16 protein-coding genes and 1 rRNA gene are annotated in these 16,328 nt (G+C 37.7%); 9 read left to right on the top strand and 8 right to left on the bottom strand.

The features are described from left to right. From rrf to ACR2MV_RS01815, 3 genes are all read left to right on the top strand, one after another. A 5S ribosomal RNA gene (gene rrf / locus ACR2MV_RS01825) occupies positions 1-83 on the top strand; the annotation flags it as partial. 325 nt (positions 84-408) lie between these two features. Continuing rightward, positions 409-1,815: an MATE family efflux transporter gene (locus ACR2MV_RS01820; protein WP_434020176.1), complete on the top strand. Its 1,407-nt coding sequence runs from the start codon at positions 409-411 to the stop codon at positions 1,813-1,815. Between the two features lie 65 nt (positions 1,816-1,880). Then, the gene (locus ACR2MV_RS01815) at positions 1,881-2,969 is read left to right on the top strand and encodes an amidohydrolase family protein (RefSeq protein WP_434020174.1); all 1,089 of its coding nucleotides are present in this window, start codon (positions 1,881-1,883) and stop codon (positions 2,967-2,969) included. A 7-nt stretch (positions 2,970-2,976) separates the two neighbouring features. On the opposite strand, the gene ACR2MV_RS01810 is transcribed toward ACR2MV_RS01815, so the two are convergent. Both ACR2MV_RS01810 and ACR2MV_RS01805 read right to left on the bottom strand, forming a co-directional pair. Then, positions 2,977-6,348, bottom strand: a complete 3,372-nt coding sequence (locus ACR2MV_RS01810) for a VPS10 domain-containing protein (RefSeq protein ID WP_434020172.1) — start codon at positions 6,346-6,348, stop codon at positions 2,977-2,979. Between the two features lie 77 nt (positions 6,349-6,425). Continuing rightward, positions 6,426-7,007, bottom strand: coding sequence for a hypothetical protein (locus ACR2MV_RS01805; protein WP_434020171.1), 582 nt, complete (start codon positions 7,005-7,007; stop codon positions 6,426-6,428). 114 nt (positions 7,008-7,121) lie between these two features. Here ACR2MV_RS01805 and ACR2MV_RS01800 point away from each other — a divergent pair, with 114 nt between their 5' ends. The 3 genes from ACR2MV_RS01800 to ACR2MV_RS01790 are packed head-to-tail and all read left to right on the top strand — an operon-like array spanning position 7,122 to position 9,183. Then, positions 7,122-8,063, top strand: a complete 942-nt coding sequence (locus ACR2MV_RS01800; RefSeq protein ID WP_434020170.1) for an NAD-dependent epimerase/dehydratase family protein — start codon at positions 7,122-7,124, stop codon at positions 8,061-8,063. Positions 8,064-8,108: 45 nt separating this feature from the next. Then, positions 8,109-8,714 (top strand): thioredoxin family protein, encoded by a 606-nt coding sequence (locus tag ACR2MV_RS01795; RefSeq protein ID WP_434020169.1) that lies wholly within the window; start codon positions 8,109-8,111, stop codon positions 8,712-8,714. 1 nt (position 8,715) lies between these two features. Continuing rightward, positions 8,716-9,183, top strand: coding sequence for an ABC transporter ATPase (locus ACR2MV_RS01790; protein WP_434020168.1), 468 nt, complete (start codon positions 8,716-8,718; stop codon positions 9,181-9,183). On the opposite strand, the gene truB is transcribed toward ACR2MV_RS01790, so the two are convergent. From truB to mce, 5 genes are all read right to left on the bottom strand, one after another. Next, positions 9,180-9,881: a tRNA pseudouridine(55) synthase TruB gene (gene truB, locus ACR2MV_RS01785; protein ID WP_434020167.1), complete on the bottom strand. Its 702-nt coding sequence runs from the start codon at positions 9,879-9,881 to the stop codon at positions 9,180-9,182. The genes ACR2MV_RS01790 and truB overlap by 4 nt on opposite strands. Beyond that, positions 9,881-10,678, bottom strand: coding sequence for an undecaprenyl-diphosphatase UppP (uppP, locus tag ACR2MV_RS01780; protein ID WP_434020165.1), 798 nt, complete (start codon positions 10,676-10,678; stop codon positions 9,881-9,883). The genes truB and uppP overlap by 1 nt, the downstream gene beginning before the upstream one ends. Positions 10,679-10,710: 32 nt before the next feature. Continuing rightward, positions 10,711-10,974, bottom strand: a complete 264-nt coding sequence (locus ACR2MV_RS01775; RefSeq protein WP_434020164.1) for a DUF3098 domain-containing protein — start codon at positions 10,972-10,974, stop codon at positions 10,711-10,713. Between the two features lies 1 nt (position 10,975). After that, the gene (locus ACR2MV_RS01770) at positions 10,976-11,854 is read right to left on the bottom strand and encodes a cell division protein FtsX (protein WP_434020162.1); all 879 of its coding nucleotides are present in this window, start codon (positions 11,852-11,854) and stop codon (positions 10,976-10,978) included. Between the two features lie 79 nt (positions 11,855-11,933). Beyond that, positions 11,934-12,335, bottom strand: coding sequence for a methylmalonyl-CoA epimerase (gene mce / locus ACR2MV_RS01765; RefSeq protein WP_434020160.1), 402 nt, complete (start codon positions 12,333-12,335; stop codon positions 11,934-11,936). An 89-nt stretch (positions 12,336-12,424) separates the two neighbouring features. Between mce and rbfA the strand changes: the two genes are divergently transcribed. Both rbfA and ACR2MV_RS01755 read left to right on the top strand, forming a co-directional pair. Continuing rightward, complete coding sequence (gene rbfA, locus ACR2MV_RS01760; protein WP_434020159.1) at positions 12,425-12,802, top strand: 30S ribosome-binding factor RbfA; 378 nt, start codon at positions 12,425-12,427, stop codon at positions 12,800-12,802. Between the two features lie 16 nt (positions 12,803-12,818). Next, positions 12,819-14,018 (top strand): ABC transporter permease, encoded by a 1,200-nt coding sequence (locus ACR2MV_RS01755; protein WP_434020157.1) that lies wholly within the window; start codon positions 12,819-12,821, stop codon positions 14,016-14,018. A 46-nt stretch (positions 14,019-14,064) separates the two neighbouring features. Here ACR2MV_RS01755 and dusB read toward each other — a convergent pair whose 3' ends face one another. Further along, positions 14,065-15,051, bottom strand: coding sequence for a tRNA dihydrouridine synthase DusB (gene dusB, locus ACR2MV_RS01750; protein WP_434020156.1), 987 nt, complete (start codon positions 15,049-15,051; stop codon positions 14,065-14,067). Positions 15,052-15,213: 162 nt separating this feature from the next. On the opposite strand from dusB, the gene ACR2MV_RS01745 reads away from it, so the two are divergent. Next, positions 15,214-16,320 carry a TolB family protein gene (locus ACR2MV_RS01745; protein ID WP_434020155.1) on the top strand — a complete coding sequence of 369 codons (1,107 nt, stop codon included), beginning with the start codon at positions 15,214-15,216 and terminating at the stop codon, positions 16,318-16,320. The last annotated feature ends 8 nt before the right edge of the window (positions 16,321-16,328 follow it).

Raw genomic sequence — 16,328 nt, 5'->3', positions numbered from 1 at the left:
CCTCTTCCCATCCCGAACAGAGAAGTTAAACCTATCAGCGCTGATGGTACTGCCACTGGTGGGAGAGTAAGTCGTTGCCTTTCTTTTAAACCTCTAACATTTATTTGTTAGAGGTTTTTTTATGCCCCGAATGTACCCAAAATAACTCCCCATACTCCCATCAACACCACCAAACAACAAAGCTCCCATGGCAATACACCTTCGTGAAAACCTTAAAGGGCATCTCAAAACGCTGACACATAGACGAAACAGAGGTGTATGAAAATTTAAGTTGACAATGTTTGAAATATATTGTAACATTGCACTTATGATTGCATAGATATTCAATTTCTTAATATTTAGAATCTCCTATAGACCTATAGGAGGCAGCGCTTCGTTGCCATTCCATTCCAACTTTAAATCAAAAACATGCAATCAAAAACAAGTCAATTTAAAAAACTAGTCCATTATTTCAAATTAGCCATTTCAGGCCAGGAGAAGGAATTCACATCGGGTAGTATTAAAAAAGCGATTTTTTTACTCTCCATACCTATGATTCTTGAAATGCTCATGGAATCCATTTTTGCCATAGTAGATATCTATTATGTGTCAAGAGTCAGTGTAAATGCAGTAGCTACAATAGGATTAACAGAATCGATGATCACCCTGGTTTATGCTGTAGCCATTGGCTTAAGTATGGCAGCAACCGCCGTTGTAGCAAGAAGAATTGGTGAGAAAGATGCTGAAGGAGCTTCCAAAGCAGCAGTTCAGGTAATATTTCTTGGAATCGCCATTGCTATCATTATAATGATCATCGGAATTTTATATGCAAAAGAATTACTGGCCTTGATGGGAGCTGAACCAGATTTGATAGAAGAAGGCTATGGTTACACAAAGGTATTGATGGGGGGTAATATTACCATTATGCTCTTGTTTTTGATCAATGCCATTTTTAGAGGAGCCGGGAATGCTTCTATTGCAATGTGGACTTTAATTCTGTCGAATGGGCTCAACATTATTCTCGACCCGATTTTTATTTTTGGATTCGGCCCGATTCCGGCATTTGGTGTAGAAGGAGCGGCGATTGCCACCACCATTGGAAGGGGTACAGCGGTCTTATTTCAACTATCGATTCTTTTTTATGGGTATGGAATCATAAAAATCAAACTAAAGAATCTGATGTTGGATCTCAAGGTGATGATGAATTTAATCAAAATCTCACTGGGAGGAATAAGTCAGTTTTTGATCGGTACCTCAAGCTGGGTGTTTTTAATGAGAATCATGAGTGAGTTTGGGAGTGAAGTGCTTGCAGGATATACCATTGCCATAAGAGTAATGATGTTTACCTTGATGCCTGCCTGGGGTATGAGTAATGCGGCGGCAACGTTGGTGGGTCAAAACCTGGGAGCTCATAAACCGGACAGAGCGGAGATTTCAGTTTGGATAACAGGGAAATATAATGCCTGGTTTATGGGATTGGTTTCCATTGTATACGTGGTCTTTGGTCCGGAAATAATTAGCCTCTTTAATGATACTCCAAAGGTCATCGAATATGGAAGCCTTTGCTTAAGAATTATTGCTGCCGGTTATGTCTTTTACGGGTATGGTATGGTGGTTATCCAATCATTTAATGGAGCAGGAGATACAAAAACGCCTACCTATATTAACTTTGTCTGTTTTTGGTTGATACAGCTACCCTTTGCTTATTTGGTGGGCATCAGTTTTGATGCCGGACCCATTGGTGTTTTTTGGGCCATAACATTGGCTGAGATCTTGATTGCGGTCATTGGTGTTCTGTGGTTCAGAAAAGGGAAATGGAAAACGGTAAAAGTGTGATGAGCTGGCATGAACTTATAAGAAAGTAACTATATTCGTAGTGTTAATCAATTAATACACACAGCGTGAAATTAAGTTATATCACTTTCATTTGTATAGGATTACTATACGGATGTGTTTTTGGTCAAAAAGAGATGAGTTTTGAAGAATACAATCCTTCTTCCACATTGGTAGTTCCCGAAAATCCTGTACTCAAAGCGAAATTCCCTTTTATTGATATACACGGACATCAATACAGAATGCCGGAACAGGACTTGGCTCCGGTAATTGCCGCCATGGATACATTGAATATGGGAATCATGGTCAATCTAAGTGGAAGATCCGGAGAGCAGCTGCTTAAATCAGTTAAGAACATTCAAGACCATTATCCCAATCGTTTTGTGGTATTTGCTAATATCGATTTTGATGGCGTCGGAACCGATAACTGGACAGAAAACGCTGTTGCTCAATTAGAGAAGGATGTTAAGAACGGAGCAAGAGGTTTAAAAATCTATAAAAGTCTCGGTATGCGCTATAAAGATACCGATGGTAAAAGGGTAGGAATAGATGATCAAAGATTAGATCCTATCTGGGCCAAATGCGGTGAACTTGGTGTTCCCGTTTTAATTCATGCAGCCGACCCAAAATCTTTTTGGGATCCCTTTAATGCTGATAATGAGAGATGGTTGGAGTTAAAAACGCATCCACGAAGAAAAAGAAGTGATACGGATCCCGCGTCCTGGGAACAGATCATAAAGGAACAGCATAACATGTTTAAAAAACATCCGAAAACGACTTTTATCAATGCGCATATGGGCTGGTATGCGAATAATCTGGGTAAGTTAAGTGAATTGATGGAGGCCATGCCCAATATGAATGTTGAGATTGGAGCGATTATTGCAGAATTGGGAAGACAACCAAGAGCAGCGAATCGGTTTTTTGAAAAGTATCAGGACAGGATTCTTTTTGGAAAGGATAGCTGGAAGCCTGAAGAGTTTCCAACCTATTTTAGGGTACTGGAATCTGATGATGAGTATTTTCCTTACCATAAAAAGTATCATGCATTTTGGGCTATGTACGGGCTGAATCTTCCTGATGAAATACTGAAGAAAGTCTATTATAAAAATGCCTTAAGAATTGTACCGGGTCTGGATAGCAGTCTGTTTCCTGAGTAAAGAAATCTTATTGCTTAAGTATGGAAGTTGACAGTGTTTTTCCGGCTTCATTAATTTTTAGAAAATACAACCCTGTGGGGGTATTTGACAGGTCCAAGGTATAGTTGGAGTTTAAAATATCATCAACTTCATGGATGAGTCTTCCTCTGACATCATATACACTAACATTCATTGGTTCAAAACCTGGTCGTTGAATATAGAAAACCGAAGAAGATGGATTCGGATAAAGTTTAAAGTTATTCTTTGCAAAGTCATCTACTGCCAATACGGCTGTAGCTGCAATTGTAAAATTGTCAATGACCACCCCTTCGCCGTTTTCAGCCTGATCCGATGCAAAAACAAATCTAAAAATCACACTTGGTTCAGTATTTAAATCGCTTAAATTGTAACTGTATTCTTTTACTTGCAGGTCTGTACCTGTCCACTGTTTGCCTACAGTGATCGTTCTTTGAGGATCTATAAAATCGCTGTTATACCAATTAGGATCGTCGGAGGTTCCCAGGATCGACCAAGTCTCACCTTTATCCAAGGTATACTCAACATAAAATACATCCCAGTTTAGTTCAATATCATAGATCATGTCGAAGCTTATCATGGGATTTTCCATGATACTCAGATCATAACATGGCGTAATAAGATAACTGGTTGTTTCATCCGAATAATTTCCAACCGGATTCGTTACATAGGCCTTGTTAAATTTGTTTTTAAATTTAGTACTGGTTACTTCTGTTCTTTCCCACAACTTATCGGTACTTCCTAAAGTGATTTCCAGCCATTCATCCTGATTGACATCCCCGAAGGTATTTATATATTGCGCTTCCCCGGTACGGTTTGAGGTGAAGGAGCCAAATAGCATATTGTTATCATCAAAGGCATCATTTGCTACAGAAACATGTACTGTTAATGAATGTTTTCCCATGCTGACTTCTGCATTGTTTGGCAGTTCAATTTCCCTTATTTCATCGGGTTTAATACTTTCTTCAAAGATGAACTCGAATGGGATTCCATCGACGTCGTATTCGATGTTCACCGCATTAAAGCTTGTTAATCCATTATTTTTTACCGTTACGATAGGAGTAATTCCTCCGCACTGTACCGTATTATTGGTTTTTATATTGATCAAACTAATATCTGTATCAGCCTTTGAAACTTCAATGGGAGATTGGAAAACACCACGTCCATAGGTTCCTGCGGTGATCAATTTGTCTTCAATATTGATTTCAAGGTCATATACCGGTGAATTAGGTAGGCCGGTATCAAATACTTCCCATTGATCCATGGCATCATTGATGTGATAAACGGCAATATTGGTACCTAAATAAAGATCATTTTCTAAACTCTGGTTTTGATGCTTCACCACTAATTTCGGATCGTCTGGAAGGTTTTTGGAAATGTTTTTCCAATTGATTCCCCCATCTGTCGATTTAAATACATCACCGCCAAAACCTGATGTGGTCACATAAATGATATTCTCATTTTGATGATTTATCTCAACAGAGCTGATCACATTTGAAAAACTAACAGCTAATTTTTGAAAGGTCAATCCTTTATCAATACTTTTATATAATTTGTTAATTCTTGATGCTAAAATCACCTCGTTGTTGGAGGCAGCAATGGCCAAATGATCAAGATCTCCATCAAAAACTGCATGTGAAACCGCTTCCCATTTATTGTTAGCCAGTTTGTATAGTTTTGAGTAACCTGCGTATAAATTTCCTCTGTTGTCTGCTTCCAGGGGAGTCACCCAATTTCCACCACTATCCGAATTTTCTTCATCCAATTCCTCCTTTGGGGCCAAAGCCACAGTCCCTCCTTCGGTTTTACCGCCATTATAAGTAATGTTCAGGCTTCCGCCATACTGGGTAAAGCCATAGAAAATGTTTTCATTATTGGGATCCACAACACAGTCCATTCCATCTCCACTATGGTATTGATGCCAGGTCTCATTGCTATAGGCAAATCCGCCGTTATCCTGAAGACCTCCGACAATTCTTCCTGCGTTGCTTCGGGCGGTAGAAATTTTATAATATTGACTAATACTTAAATTCTCTGAAAGGTCTGTAAATGAGTTTGCATCATCGAATGATTCATAGATCCCACCATCGGTTCCAGCATATAATTTACCATTAAAATATCTAAGGAAATGAATATCAGCATGTGTATAAGCGGGATCTGAAGTATCCCACCATCGATTTTTCTGTACAAAGGAATCTCCGCCATCGGTTGATTTCCAGATATCGAGGGTTCCGACGATGACGATATTTTCATCCGCAGGACTAACCGTTAAGGCCATATCATACCAAGCCTGCTTGCTACCGCCAAAAATGTCTTCAAGGACCCCTGTTTTGACAAAACTCTCCCCGGCATCTTCCGATTTATAAAGACCTTGAAAAGTATTGTCCAGATTTGCGCTAAGAATATAAATGAAGTCAGGATTCGCCGGACTTACATCAATGGCAAAACGACCAGAAGTCTGTGGCAGTTCACTCGTTACTATGGTAAATTTACTTCCTCCGTTTGTAGACTTATAAAATTTTGATTGACTCACCGCATACACTGTATTCGGGTCACCAGGCTTTAGCTTAAAATCTACAATATTATTCGATAATTGCTTGGTCCAGTTACTGCCTGAATCGAGGCTCTTAAAAAGACCCTTATTCGTACTCACCCATAAAATTTCTGAATTATCAGGATGAATGTATATTTCATTTGACACGGCATTGGTATCAGAAAAATCCAAACCTGTTTTCTTCCAGGTCACCCCTCCGTCTGTAGATTTTAAAATACCCACACTATAGGTATCTCTGGCATCGTCATCACCTGTGGCGATATAGATGATGTCTGAATCATTCTTATCTATAGCAATACCGGAAACACCAATTTGAGGTAGCTCGTCTGAGAGCGGGTTCCAGTTTTGACCTGAATCAAAAGAACGCCATAATCCCCCGGCAGGGGCGCCGACGTAAAATGTTTTTGGATTGTTTGGGTCTATTATAAACGTGTTCACACGTCCCTGTCCTTGTTTTACATTGGTTGTATAAGGACCAATAGATTTCCAGTTACTTATACTGCTTTTTGGCAGACTGTTCTTCTGGACCCAGGATTGCCAAATCACCTGAGGAGTTGCTATAAAACCATTTTTTGTCAGTTGATTTTTCCAATGATTTTCCCACCTTTTATAAGGTTTAAAACCACTTCCTTTTGCGTTGCGATCTTTTCCTATCCAATAAGTATCAAATGATTTGCTTAGATCTTCTAGTTTGGAAATTTTAGCGAATTTATGCTGATCAGATGTTTGGATCCAAGGCGCGCTCTCATTATACTGTCCTAGAACAATATGACAAGCAAAAAGTAAAAAAAGGGATATTACTTTTCTCATTCAAGGGGAACTCTTGTAGCATTTTGATATCAAAGATACAAAAATTGTTGTCGATGGAATTTTTTGTTGCTTATAAATTACGGCACACTATCTAAGACCAACATGGTGTCTGTTGTATCAATTTCTGGCGATTCAAGAACTTCGTCAACAAACTTACTGATCTCCTGATTGAGTTCATCCTGACGATTCATATTGTTGATTTTTAGATTTAATGCAGAGAAGGCATCAATCATATTATTTGTTTCTTCCTCAACCGATTCTTGGGTAATCGTTGGGATACTGGACATATCTGCCAATCTCAGGGTTTCGCTGTAAAGCACATTTAGTCTGATTTTAACTTCAGGAATGTTTAGTTTTTCAACCCTGATCGAATCTTTAAGTTGTTGGGCAAGTACGGATAATTCTACACTGTTTAACAGGGCTTCACTTACTGTAATTTCCTGGTATTGGTTAATGAGATCTTTAAAGCTTTGATATTCGGGCCAGGATTTAACTAGGTCCGTAGCTTTTGCGTTTAAGGCGATGATGGAGTTGTTTGCTTTTATTGTTGTCTGTATTTGCTGATTAACAGCATCAGCTTCCAATGCCTCTTTTTTTTTGTTTTTGCAGGAACAAATTAAGAGAAGAAAAATAAAATATACGATTCGTATTCTGGGCATAAGACATTTTTTATCAATCCAAAAGTAAGGATAAATATGACAGAAGATCAAAGAACTTACATAGTTTTTCTATGGAAGAACTGCTATCTTTGCCCGAATATTTAATAGAATTTTATGGCTGCAAAAATTTTAATAATTGGATCGAGCGGGCAGATTGGCACTGAATTAGTGTTAAAACTTCGTGAGAATTATGGAAACGCCAATGTGGTGGCATCCGATATCCGCAAAGGAAACTATGAAGTAATGGAATCAGGTCCCTTCGAATTTCTTGATGTTACGAATAAAGATGATATTAAGGAAGTGATAGAAAGGCATCAAATAACAGAAGTATATTTAATGGTTGCGATCCTCTCAGTGATTGCAGAACAAAATCCACAGAAAGCCTGGGATTTAAATATGACTTCCTTGTTCAATATTTTGGATATGGCACGTGATGGCGTTATTAAGAAAGTTTTTTGGCCAAGTTCTATTGCAGTTTTCGGTCCCGATACGCCAAAAACAAATACACCTCAAGATACGGTTATCAAACCTTCAACTGTATACGGAATTAGTAAACTGGCAGGAGAGAACTGGTGCTCTTATTTTAAGAGTAATTACGGGGTAGATGTTCGAAGTCTGAGGTATCCCGGTTTGATCAGCTATAAGACGACTCCGGGAGGAGGGACGACTGACTATGCCGTTGAAATTTTTTACGAGGCAATTCGAAGAAAATCCTATACCAGTTTTCTTGAGGAAAATACGGTACTACCTATGATGTATATGGATGATGCCATTAATGCAACCATCTCATTGATGCAGGCAGATATACAGGAGGAATATGTTTCATATAATATTGGTGCTTTTAGTTTTTCACCTAAAGAACTTGCGGCAGCAATCAAGAAACAGATCCCTGAATTTACGATTTCTTATAAGCCTGATGCCCGACAAAAGATAGCATCCTCATGGCCACAGAGTTTAGATGACTCAAAGGCCCAAAAAGACTGGGGTTGGAAAGCGAAAACAGACCTTGATGAAATGGTAGTTACTATGTTACAGGGGTTACATTATAACATTTAGTTAGGTTTTATATTTGTTACGTCTAAAAGGCAAAATAAAGTACACATGAAGAACATAATTGAAAATAGTTTAAAAACGGCCCATAGTTATACGGCTTATAAAGAAATGATCCTTGAATTACTGAAGGAAGGTAAATCTACAGGAGTGAATCAAAATGAAGAATTGTTTCAATTTTCAAAATTGAACAATTCGAGAATGAAGCGTCTTGATAAGCAAACCAAACTAAATGAGGTGGCGATCACAAAGGCACAGAAAATAAATAAAGAATTTACCTGGATGGTACTGACCGAAAGCTGGTGTGGTGATGCTGCACAGACTTTACCTGTTATTAATAAGTTTGCTGAGGCCAATGATAAAATTGACCTGAAGGTGGTACTAAGAGATGAAAATGAGGATTTGATGAACCAGTTTTTGACGAATGGCAGCAAGTCAATTCCAAAGTTAATTGTTGTTGACAATCATTCAAAGGAAGTTGTTGGTTCCTGGGGCCCGCGTTCTGCTAAAGCTGCGAAAATGGTAACGGATTACAAAGAAGCGCATGGAAAGATTGATGCGAAATTAAAGACGGATCTTCAGAACTGGTATAACCAGGATAAGGGAATTCATATTGAAAAAGAAATGGTGGATCTTATAGAAGGAATGATTGACTGATATGAAAATAGCGATGGAAGAGCTCGGGGACGAATCAAAAGTGATTATTTATCCTGGAAGCAGAAAATTTTATGCGAATGAACTACCGGATCTTCAAGATAAAGTAGCCTCTTTTTGCAATAATTTAAAGGGAGTTGATCTGAATTTTGAGATTCGATATGATCGTTTCCTGGTGTTTTTTATCTCAGATAACACACCGCTTGATCTCGATAATCACAATTTGCTGGTGTCTTTTATTTTAGAGCTTGAAAAAACCTATGAGATATCTTTACTGGATAAGGTGAATGTGTGTTTTAAACAAGGACCATATGTTCAGTTAAAAGAAATTCCTGATTTTAAACTTTTGATAAAGAATAAAGGGGTTTCAAAAAAGACCATTGTTTTTGACAATATGATTACTACAAAGCTGGAATTTAAAGATTCCTGGGAAGTACCGGCTGGTGAAAGCTGGTTGTCACACTTTTTTTAGTCATTGGATTCATGATCCAATTGTTCGAGAAAAGTTTCTATCGAATTTGAATTTTCAACGGAAAAGGATCCGCTTTTAGTCCTTCTCAAGGAAGATAAATAACCTCCTGAATTCAATTTAACACCAAAGTCATTTGCGATGGACCGTATGTAAGTACCTTTGCTGCATGCGATTCTGAAACCTACGACCGGCAAGGATATGTCGGTGATTTCAAAACTGAAAATTTCGACCTCTCTGGATTTGATTTCCGTTTGTTCTCCTTTTCTGGCCAGTTCATAGAGACGCACACCGTCCTTCTTAATGGCCGAATAGATCGGAGGCTTTTGCTGTATGAGACCTTCAAAAGACTTCGCTGTGGCGAGTATATCTTTTTCAGTGATATGATCCGTAGCATAGGATTGATCTACTTCTGTTTCCAGATCAAAAGAAGGAGTCGTGCCTCCCAAGGTGATCGTGCCCGTATATTCTTTTGCCTCTGCCTGGTACTCATCTATTTTTTTTGTGAATTTACCCGTGCAGATTATGAGAACACCAGTGGCCAATGGGTCAAGTGTTCCGGCATGACCAACTTTAATTTTCTTTAGCTTGAATTTTTTACGGATCGCCCATCTGATCTTATTGACCACCTGAAAAGAAGTCCAGTTTAAAGGCTTGTCAATCACAAGTACCTGACCGTTTTTGAAATCGTCGACATTCATTACATATAGAAATAGGAATAACCAATGGCGAGGGCACCAACAATAAAGCAGTAGGCAGAAAAATAGTATAATTTACTTTTCTTTACCAAAGAGATCATCCAGTTGCATGCTACAAGTCCTGAAATAAATGCTGCAATAAAACCTATGAACATTACGCCAAAACTCTCATCACTAAAACTGATGGCTCCTCCCATAATATCTTTGGCTACCTTTCCAAAAATTAACGGAACGACCATTAAAAATGAAAACCTCGCAGCTTTGGTTCGGTCAACACCGAGGAGTACAGAGCTGGAAATAGTAGCCCCGGAACGCGATATTCCGGGCAGCATGGCGATTGCCTGCGATATGCCAATGATAAAAGCATTTTTATAAGAAACATTTTTGCTGGTATTTTTTGCTTTATCAGCAAGGAATAATAACAAACCTGTAATCAGTAACATAAATCCAACCAACAGCACATTCCCGTTAAAAAAAGCTTCCAGCTCCTCTTCAAATAATAAACCAATTATTACAGCGGGAATCATTGAAATAATGATTTTTACAGAAAACTGAAATTCCTCATTATTTTTGAATTGAAATAGTCCTTTGAATATTTCAACGATGTCTTTCCTGAAAATAACAAGGGTACTCAATGCGGTTGCAAAATGCAGGACCACTGTAAAAGTCAAACTTTCCTGAGGAACAGAATCATTTCCGAATAAAACTTTGGCGAGTTCTAAATGTCCGCTTGAAGACACTGGTAAAAATTCAGTTAGTCCCTGAACAATTCCAAGGATAATCGCTTCTAAATAACTCATGTTTTAAAGGAAGTAATAAGAGTTGAACATTCTTATTTTTTTTCTCGATTTGGATTCGCCATAATGGCATATACTTCAATTGCCAAGCCAATGAGCACAACAGTCGGTGCCAATCGTATTCTTCGAAAATTATAAATTTCTTCATTAAATACTGTCGGATCATCACTTCCTCCTCCCATCATCAGCGCAAAACCCAATAAGATCACAACAATGCCCATGATCATTATCAGATAATTCCTTTTTCCAAAAAGAAACTCTCCGTCTTGTTTGTTTTGATCCTTCTTCTTTACAGCCATTTTAGTAGTATAATTCGTCCGTTCTTAAATTTAAAAATCTTTGTGTTGCTAAAAAAGTACTAATCCAGGTAATCATAATTCCCATTCCAAAAACGATTCCGAAGAGGCTTGCCATTTCTACCCTGTCATCAATCATTCCAAATTCAGGAAAAGCATTATTTAAATAATACAATAAAACTGACAACTGAATAATAGCAAAAACGGCTCCGATTATTCCAAGCTTTACGCTGTTCAAAATAAATGGCTTTCGAATAAATCGTTTTGAAGCACCAACCATTTGCATGGTTTTAATGGTAAATCGTTTTGAATAAACAGATAATCGTATCGAACTGTTGATCAAGACCACAACAACTAAGGTGGCTAATCCACAGAATATTAATATAAAAAGGCTAATGCGTCGTACATTTTTAGTAAGTAGGTCGATGAGTGGTTTGTCATAAGAAACTGACGAAACAAACTGATTGTCTGCATAAATTGATTCAATTTCCTGCATTTTTTCAGGAGAAACAAATTCCGCTTTCACATAAATATCTATGGAATTCTCAAGAGGGTTATAGCCCAGAAAATCCATAAAATCTTCACCATTCTCTTTTTTATAGATCTCAGCAGCATCTTCTTTTGAAACAAATTTTGTACTCTTGGTAAATGCCTGTTCATCAATAGAAACCTGAAGATTTAAAATATTGTCTTTAGATACATCATTTTTTAAATACAGGGTAATGGCCGCACTTTCTTTAAAATAATTGGATACTTTTTTTGTATTCAAAATAAGAAGACCCAAAACTCCAATTAAAAATAATACCAAGGAAATACTAATAACGACTGACACATAGGAATAGCGCAATCTTCTTTTTTGGTATTTTTCAAAGGATTTACTCATGAATTATTGAATCTTTTTGCGAATTGCAAGGTAATTATTTCTGCACAAAAGGCAAATAAAAATTGTAGGTCCAAGGTAATTATTTAATATCCTGGCAAAGCTCTATCAGAACTCCGTTACTGCTTTTAGGATGCAGAAAAGCAATGAGTTTATTGTCAGCACCCTTTTTAGCCACTTCATGTATCATTTTGAACCCTTCTTTTTTGAGTCTTGCTATTTCCTGTTCAATATTTTCTACTTCAAATGCTATATGATGAATTCCTTCCCCTTTTTTTTCGATAAACTTTGATATCGGACTGTCAGGAGACTGCCCTTCCAGTAATTCTATTTTATTCGGACCGGTTTTAAAAAAAGAAGTGAGTACCCCTTCGCTCTTCACTTCTTCCATTTTATAAGGTTCTACGCCTAGTAAACTCGTAAAAAGTTCATTTGATGTTTCTATGTTTTTTACGGCAATTCCGATATGCTCTATTTTCTTCATTTGAATGATCTTGTCATTTCAAAAATAAAGATTTTATACTAATTCAGTTTTGATGCCACATTAACTCGAATAATACTATTTTTGTACCCATGGAAACAAACAGACAGAAAAAAATTGCAGGAGTAATTCAAAAGGATTTGGTTGATATCCTGCAAGGAGCGGCAAGGGATGGAATGAAAGGCGTCGTTATATCAGTGACTAAAGTACAGGTAACCTCTGATTTAGGGCAAGCCAAAGCATATTTAAGTATTTTTCCATCAGATAAAAAAGAGGAAATTATGGAGGGTGTGGTTGCAAATACACCAATGATACGTCATGCGCTCGCCTTAAGAACGAAGAATCAATTACGAAGAATGCCTGAATTGTTATTTTTTATCGACGATTCATTAGATTATATTGATGACATTGATAAGGCTCTCAAAGGGAAGGATAACCCTTTAAAGGATGATAATTTAAACGGAGAATAAGAAAAATCAGATCGTATTGAATTTTCCGCTGTACATAGCCAAACGCTACCTACTTTCAAAAAGCAGTAATAATGCCATTAATATTATTACGTTTATCGCAACTCTTGGGGTCATTGTGAGCACCATTGCATTATTTGTTGTGCTTTCGGTTTTTTCAGGTCTCAAAGATTTTAGTCTGAGTTTTATCAGAACATCAGATCCGGATCTAAAGATCAGTTCGACCTATGGCAAATCATTTTTCATGGGTGATTCAATTGAAGAAGCATTGGTTAAGAACAAAATTGCGGCCTATACAAAAGTAATTGAAGAACGTGTTTTTCTCAGCTATGGAGATAAATCTCATGTGGCAAGTGTGAAGGGCGTTGATTCAAATTATTTGAATGTCAACAGATTGGATACGGCTGTTTATTATGGAAACTGGGTGAATTATGATCATATCTATACTGTGGTTGTCGGGAGTGCTATTTCGAACTCACTATCCATTGCTTCTTATGATTTTACTGAAACCTTGAAAATGGCGGTGCCTCGTCCGGGGAAAGGGTATATTACCAATCCGAAAAATGCATTTAATCAGATAGGAGTTCAAACGATTGGAATTTACAGACTTACAGATGATATTGATAAAAAGTTTGTATATGGAAATCTGATCATGGCTCAGGAATTGTTAAACTATAAACCGAATCAGATATCTGCCATTGAAGTAAGAGTAGGGCCGGATGATGATGTGAAGGAAGTTCAAAACGAATTACAACTGAGTTTAGGAGATCGATTTGAGGTAAAAACAAGACAGCAATTGAATTCAGTATTTTATAAAATGTTAAACACCGAAAACCTTGTTTCTTATTTGGTGTTTACATTGATCCTTGTGATCGCATTATTCAATGTTATTGGAGCAATTGTAATGATGATAATTGACAAACGAGATAATTTAAAAACCTTGTTTCATCTTGGTTCGACCGTCAGAGAAATTAGGAAGATATTTGTGTTTCAGGGGTTTTTACTTACTTTTTTTGGTTTGGTAGTTGGGTTGGGCATTTCGATTCCATTTGTATTATTGCAAAAAAAATATGGCTTTATCATGATTACCCAATCACTGGCGTATCCTGTTGAGTTTCGATTGATTAACGTAGTTGTTGTCATTGTAACCCTATTGTGTTTGGGCTATCTTTCAGCTAAAATAGCCAGTGCAAGAATTTCAAAAAAATTAGTCTCTTAGCTGGTTTTGTTGCGAAGGGTACGAAACTTTGATGGAGGCCAGAGCCTTATGATTCTTCCCCAAACTTGTCCAGCACTTCCTCAAAGACCTCAAATACTTCTTCTTTGCTGTTTCCGGTAACCATACGAAGTCTATAATCTTTAAAGTGAGGGATGCCTTTAAAATAATTAGTGTAGTGTCGGCGTGTTTCATAGAGTCCGGCATGATCGCCGTTCCAGGCAATGGCCATTTCCAAATGTCTTTTCGCTGTTTTGACACGTTCTGGAATTCCAGGGGAAGGGAGGTGTTCTCCTGTTTTAAAATAGTGTTTCACATCGGCAAAAAACCATGGATTTCCAATACTGGCTCTTCCGATCATGGCTCCGTCCAGACCGAATTTATCACGCATGAGAACCGCTTTTTCGGCGGAATTGACATCTCCGTTTCCAAAAACAGGGATATGCATTCTCGGATTGTTCTTTACATCAGCAATGGGTTCCCATACCGCATCACCTTTGTACATCTGAGCCCTGGTTCTACCATGAATTGCGATGGCCTGAATACCAACATCCTGAAGTTTTTCAGCAACATCCTGAATGTAAATACTGTCGTGATCCCAACCGAGTCTTGTTTTTACCGTTACGGGAAGTTTTGTATGTTTTACCATGGCTTCACTTAGTGAAATCATGAGTGGGATATCCTTTAAAATTCCGGCACCGGCTCCTTTGCTAACCACCTTTTTTACCGGACAGCCAAAATTAATATCAATAAAATCAGGTTGTGACCTTTCCACGATCTCCACGGTTTTCAGCATCGATTCGAGATTGGCTCCGAAAATTTGAATACCAACAGGGCGCTCCTTGTCATAAATGTCCAGTTTTTGAACACTTTTTGCAGCGTCTCTAATTAACCCTTCGGAAGAAATAAATTCAGTATAGACTACATCTGCTCCTTGTTCTTTGCACAAAGCTCTGAACGGAGGATCGCTCACATCTTCCATGGGGGCCAATAACAGTGGAAAGTCTCCTAATTCTATGTCTCCTATTTTTGCCAAATCAAAATTTTAGGCTGCAAAATTACGCATTTTTTTAATATAGAATCAAAGCTCAAAACTATGCCTGATGGATTGAAGAGATCATCTTTTTAATGGCATTTACTTGAAATCGCTTTGATACTTTTTTAAAAAACGTATTTTTGAGTTTAATTAATCATTCCTATGAAAATCAAAATGTTTTTGCTGGCTGTTTTCACATTGTTAATTGCCTGCAAATCGTCACATGACAAAAGCGCCTATGACGGAAAATCGGGGGCTACAAAAATGGTAAATACGGTACATTATCCGGAAGAAAAACATCTTACCAATATCAGACAACTGACGTTTGGAGGAGATAATGCAGAGGCATATTGGAGTTTTGACAGCTCAAAATTAGTGTTTCAGGCAACAAATAAAGACTGGAGCTTATCTTGTGATCAAATTTTCACCATGGATGCTTCCAAAGCCTTGGATAGTTTGGAAATTCCTCAATTAATCAGTACCGGTACGGGAAGAACTACTTGCAGTTATTTTCTGCCAGGAGATTCAACCATTGTTTATTCATCGACCCATTTGGCTGACAAGGAGTGCCCTGAAGTTCCCAGAAAAGAAGACTATGGGAACAAGTATATATGGCCTGTGTATAAGGGCTATGATATTTTTGTAGCCGACCTTAAGGGCAATCAATTGAAACAATTGACATTTGAAGAGGGATATGATGCAGAACCAACAGTATCACCCAAAGGAGATCGGATCGTATTTACGTCAACGCGAACCGGAGATCTGGAATTGTTCACGATGAATATAGATGGGAGTGATGTAAGGCAAGTAACGAACGAATTAGGTTATGATGGAGGTGCTTTTTTTTCACCTGATGGAGAAAAGTTGATTTTTCGTTCTTCAAGACCTAAAACCGAAGAAGAAATAAAGGAATATAAAGATTTATTGGCCTCTGGATTGGTGCAACCGACAAATATGGAACTCTATGTTTGTAATGTGGATGGAACTGATTTAACAAAGATTACAGATCTGGGTAGTGCCAATTGGGCGCCTTTTTTTCACCCTTCAGGTAAGAAGGTGATTTTTTCAACGAATCATGTTTCGAAAAGAAGTTTTAATTTATTTATGATAAATCTGGATGGAACTGGTTTGGAACAGATTACATACGATAAGGTATTTGATGCCTTTCCGATGTTTTCACCAGATGGAAAGAAAATTGTATTCTCTTCGAATAGAAATAATTATGGAACAAGAGACACCAATCTGTTTGTGGCAGATTGGGTCGATTAAATAAAAAA

The organism is Lutimonas sp. (genome assembly GCF_051011215.1).
Lineage (GTDB): Bacteria > Bacteroidota > Bacteroidia > Flavobacteriales > Flavobacteriaceae > Lutimonas.
Note: the sequence above shows the minus strand (reverse complement) of the source record. Positions and strands in the feature narration are given on the sequence as shown.

Bases quoted from the DNA above. Each gene is read 5' to 3' on its own strand.
- ACR2MV_RS01800 (WP_434020170.1), top strand. From the start codon at position 7,122: ATGGCTGCAAAAATTTTAATAATTGGATCGAGCGGGCAGATTGGCACT.
- rbfA (WP_434020159.1), top strand. From the start codon at position 12,425: ATGGAAACAAACAGACAGAAAAAAATTGCAGGAGTAATTCAAAAGGAT.
- ACR2MV_RS01745 (WP_434020155.1), top strand. From the start codon at position 15,214: ATGAAAATCAAAATGTTTTTGCTGGCTGTTTTCACATTGTTAATTGCC.
- ACR2MV_RS01820 (WP_434020176.1), top strand. From the start codon at position 409: ATGCAATCAAAAACAAGTCAATTTAAAAAACTAGTCCATTATTTCAAA.
- ACR2MV_RS01795 (WP_434020169.1), top strand. From the start codon at position 8,109: ATGAAGAACATAATTGAAAATAGTTTAAAAACGGCCCATAGTTATACG.
- ACR2MV_RS01790 (WP_434020168.1), top strand. From the start codon at position 8,716: ATGAAAATAGCGATGGAAGAGCTCGGGGACGAATCAAAAGTGATTATT.
- truB (WP_434020167.1), bottom strand. From the start codon at position 9,881: ATGAATGTCGACGATTTCAAAAACGGTCAGGTACTTGTGATTGACAAG.
- ACR2MV_RS01770 (WP_434020162.1), bottom strand. From the start codon at position 11,854: ATGAGTAAATCCTTTGAAAAATACCAAAAAAGAAGATTGCGCTATTCC.
- ACR2MV_RS01775 (WP_434020164.1), bottom strand. From the start codon at position 10,974: ATGGCTGTAAAGAAGAAGGATCAAAACAAACAAGACGGAGAGTTTCTT.
- ACR2MV_RS01805 (WP_434020171.1), bottom strand. From the start codon at position 7,007: ATGCCCAGAATACGAATCGTATATTTTATTTTTCTTCTCTTAATTTGT.
- uppP (WP_434020165.1), bottom strand. From the start codon at position 10,678: ATGAGTTATTTAGAAGCGATTATCCTTGGAATTGTTCAGGGACTAACT.
- ACR2MV_RS01810 (WP_434020172.1), bottom strand. From the start codon at position 6,348: ATGAGAAAAGTAATATCCCTTTTTTTACTTTTTGCTTGTCATATTGTT.
- mce (WP_434020160.1), bottom strand. From the start codon at position 12,335: ATGAAGAAAATAGAGCATATCGGAATTGCCGTAAAAAACATAGAAACA.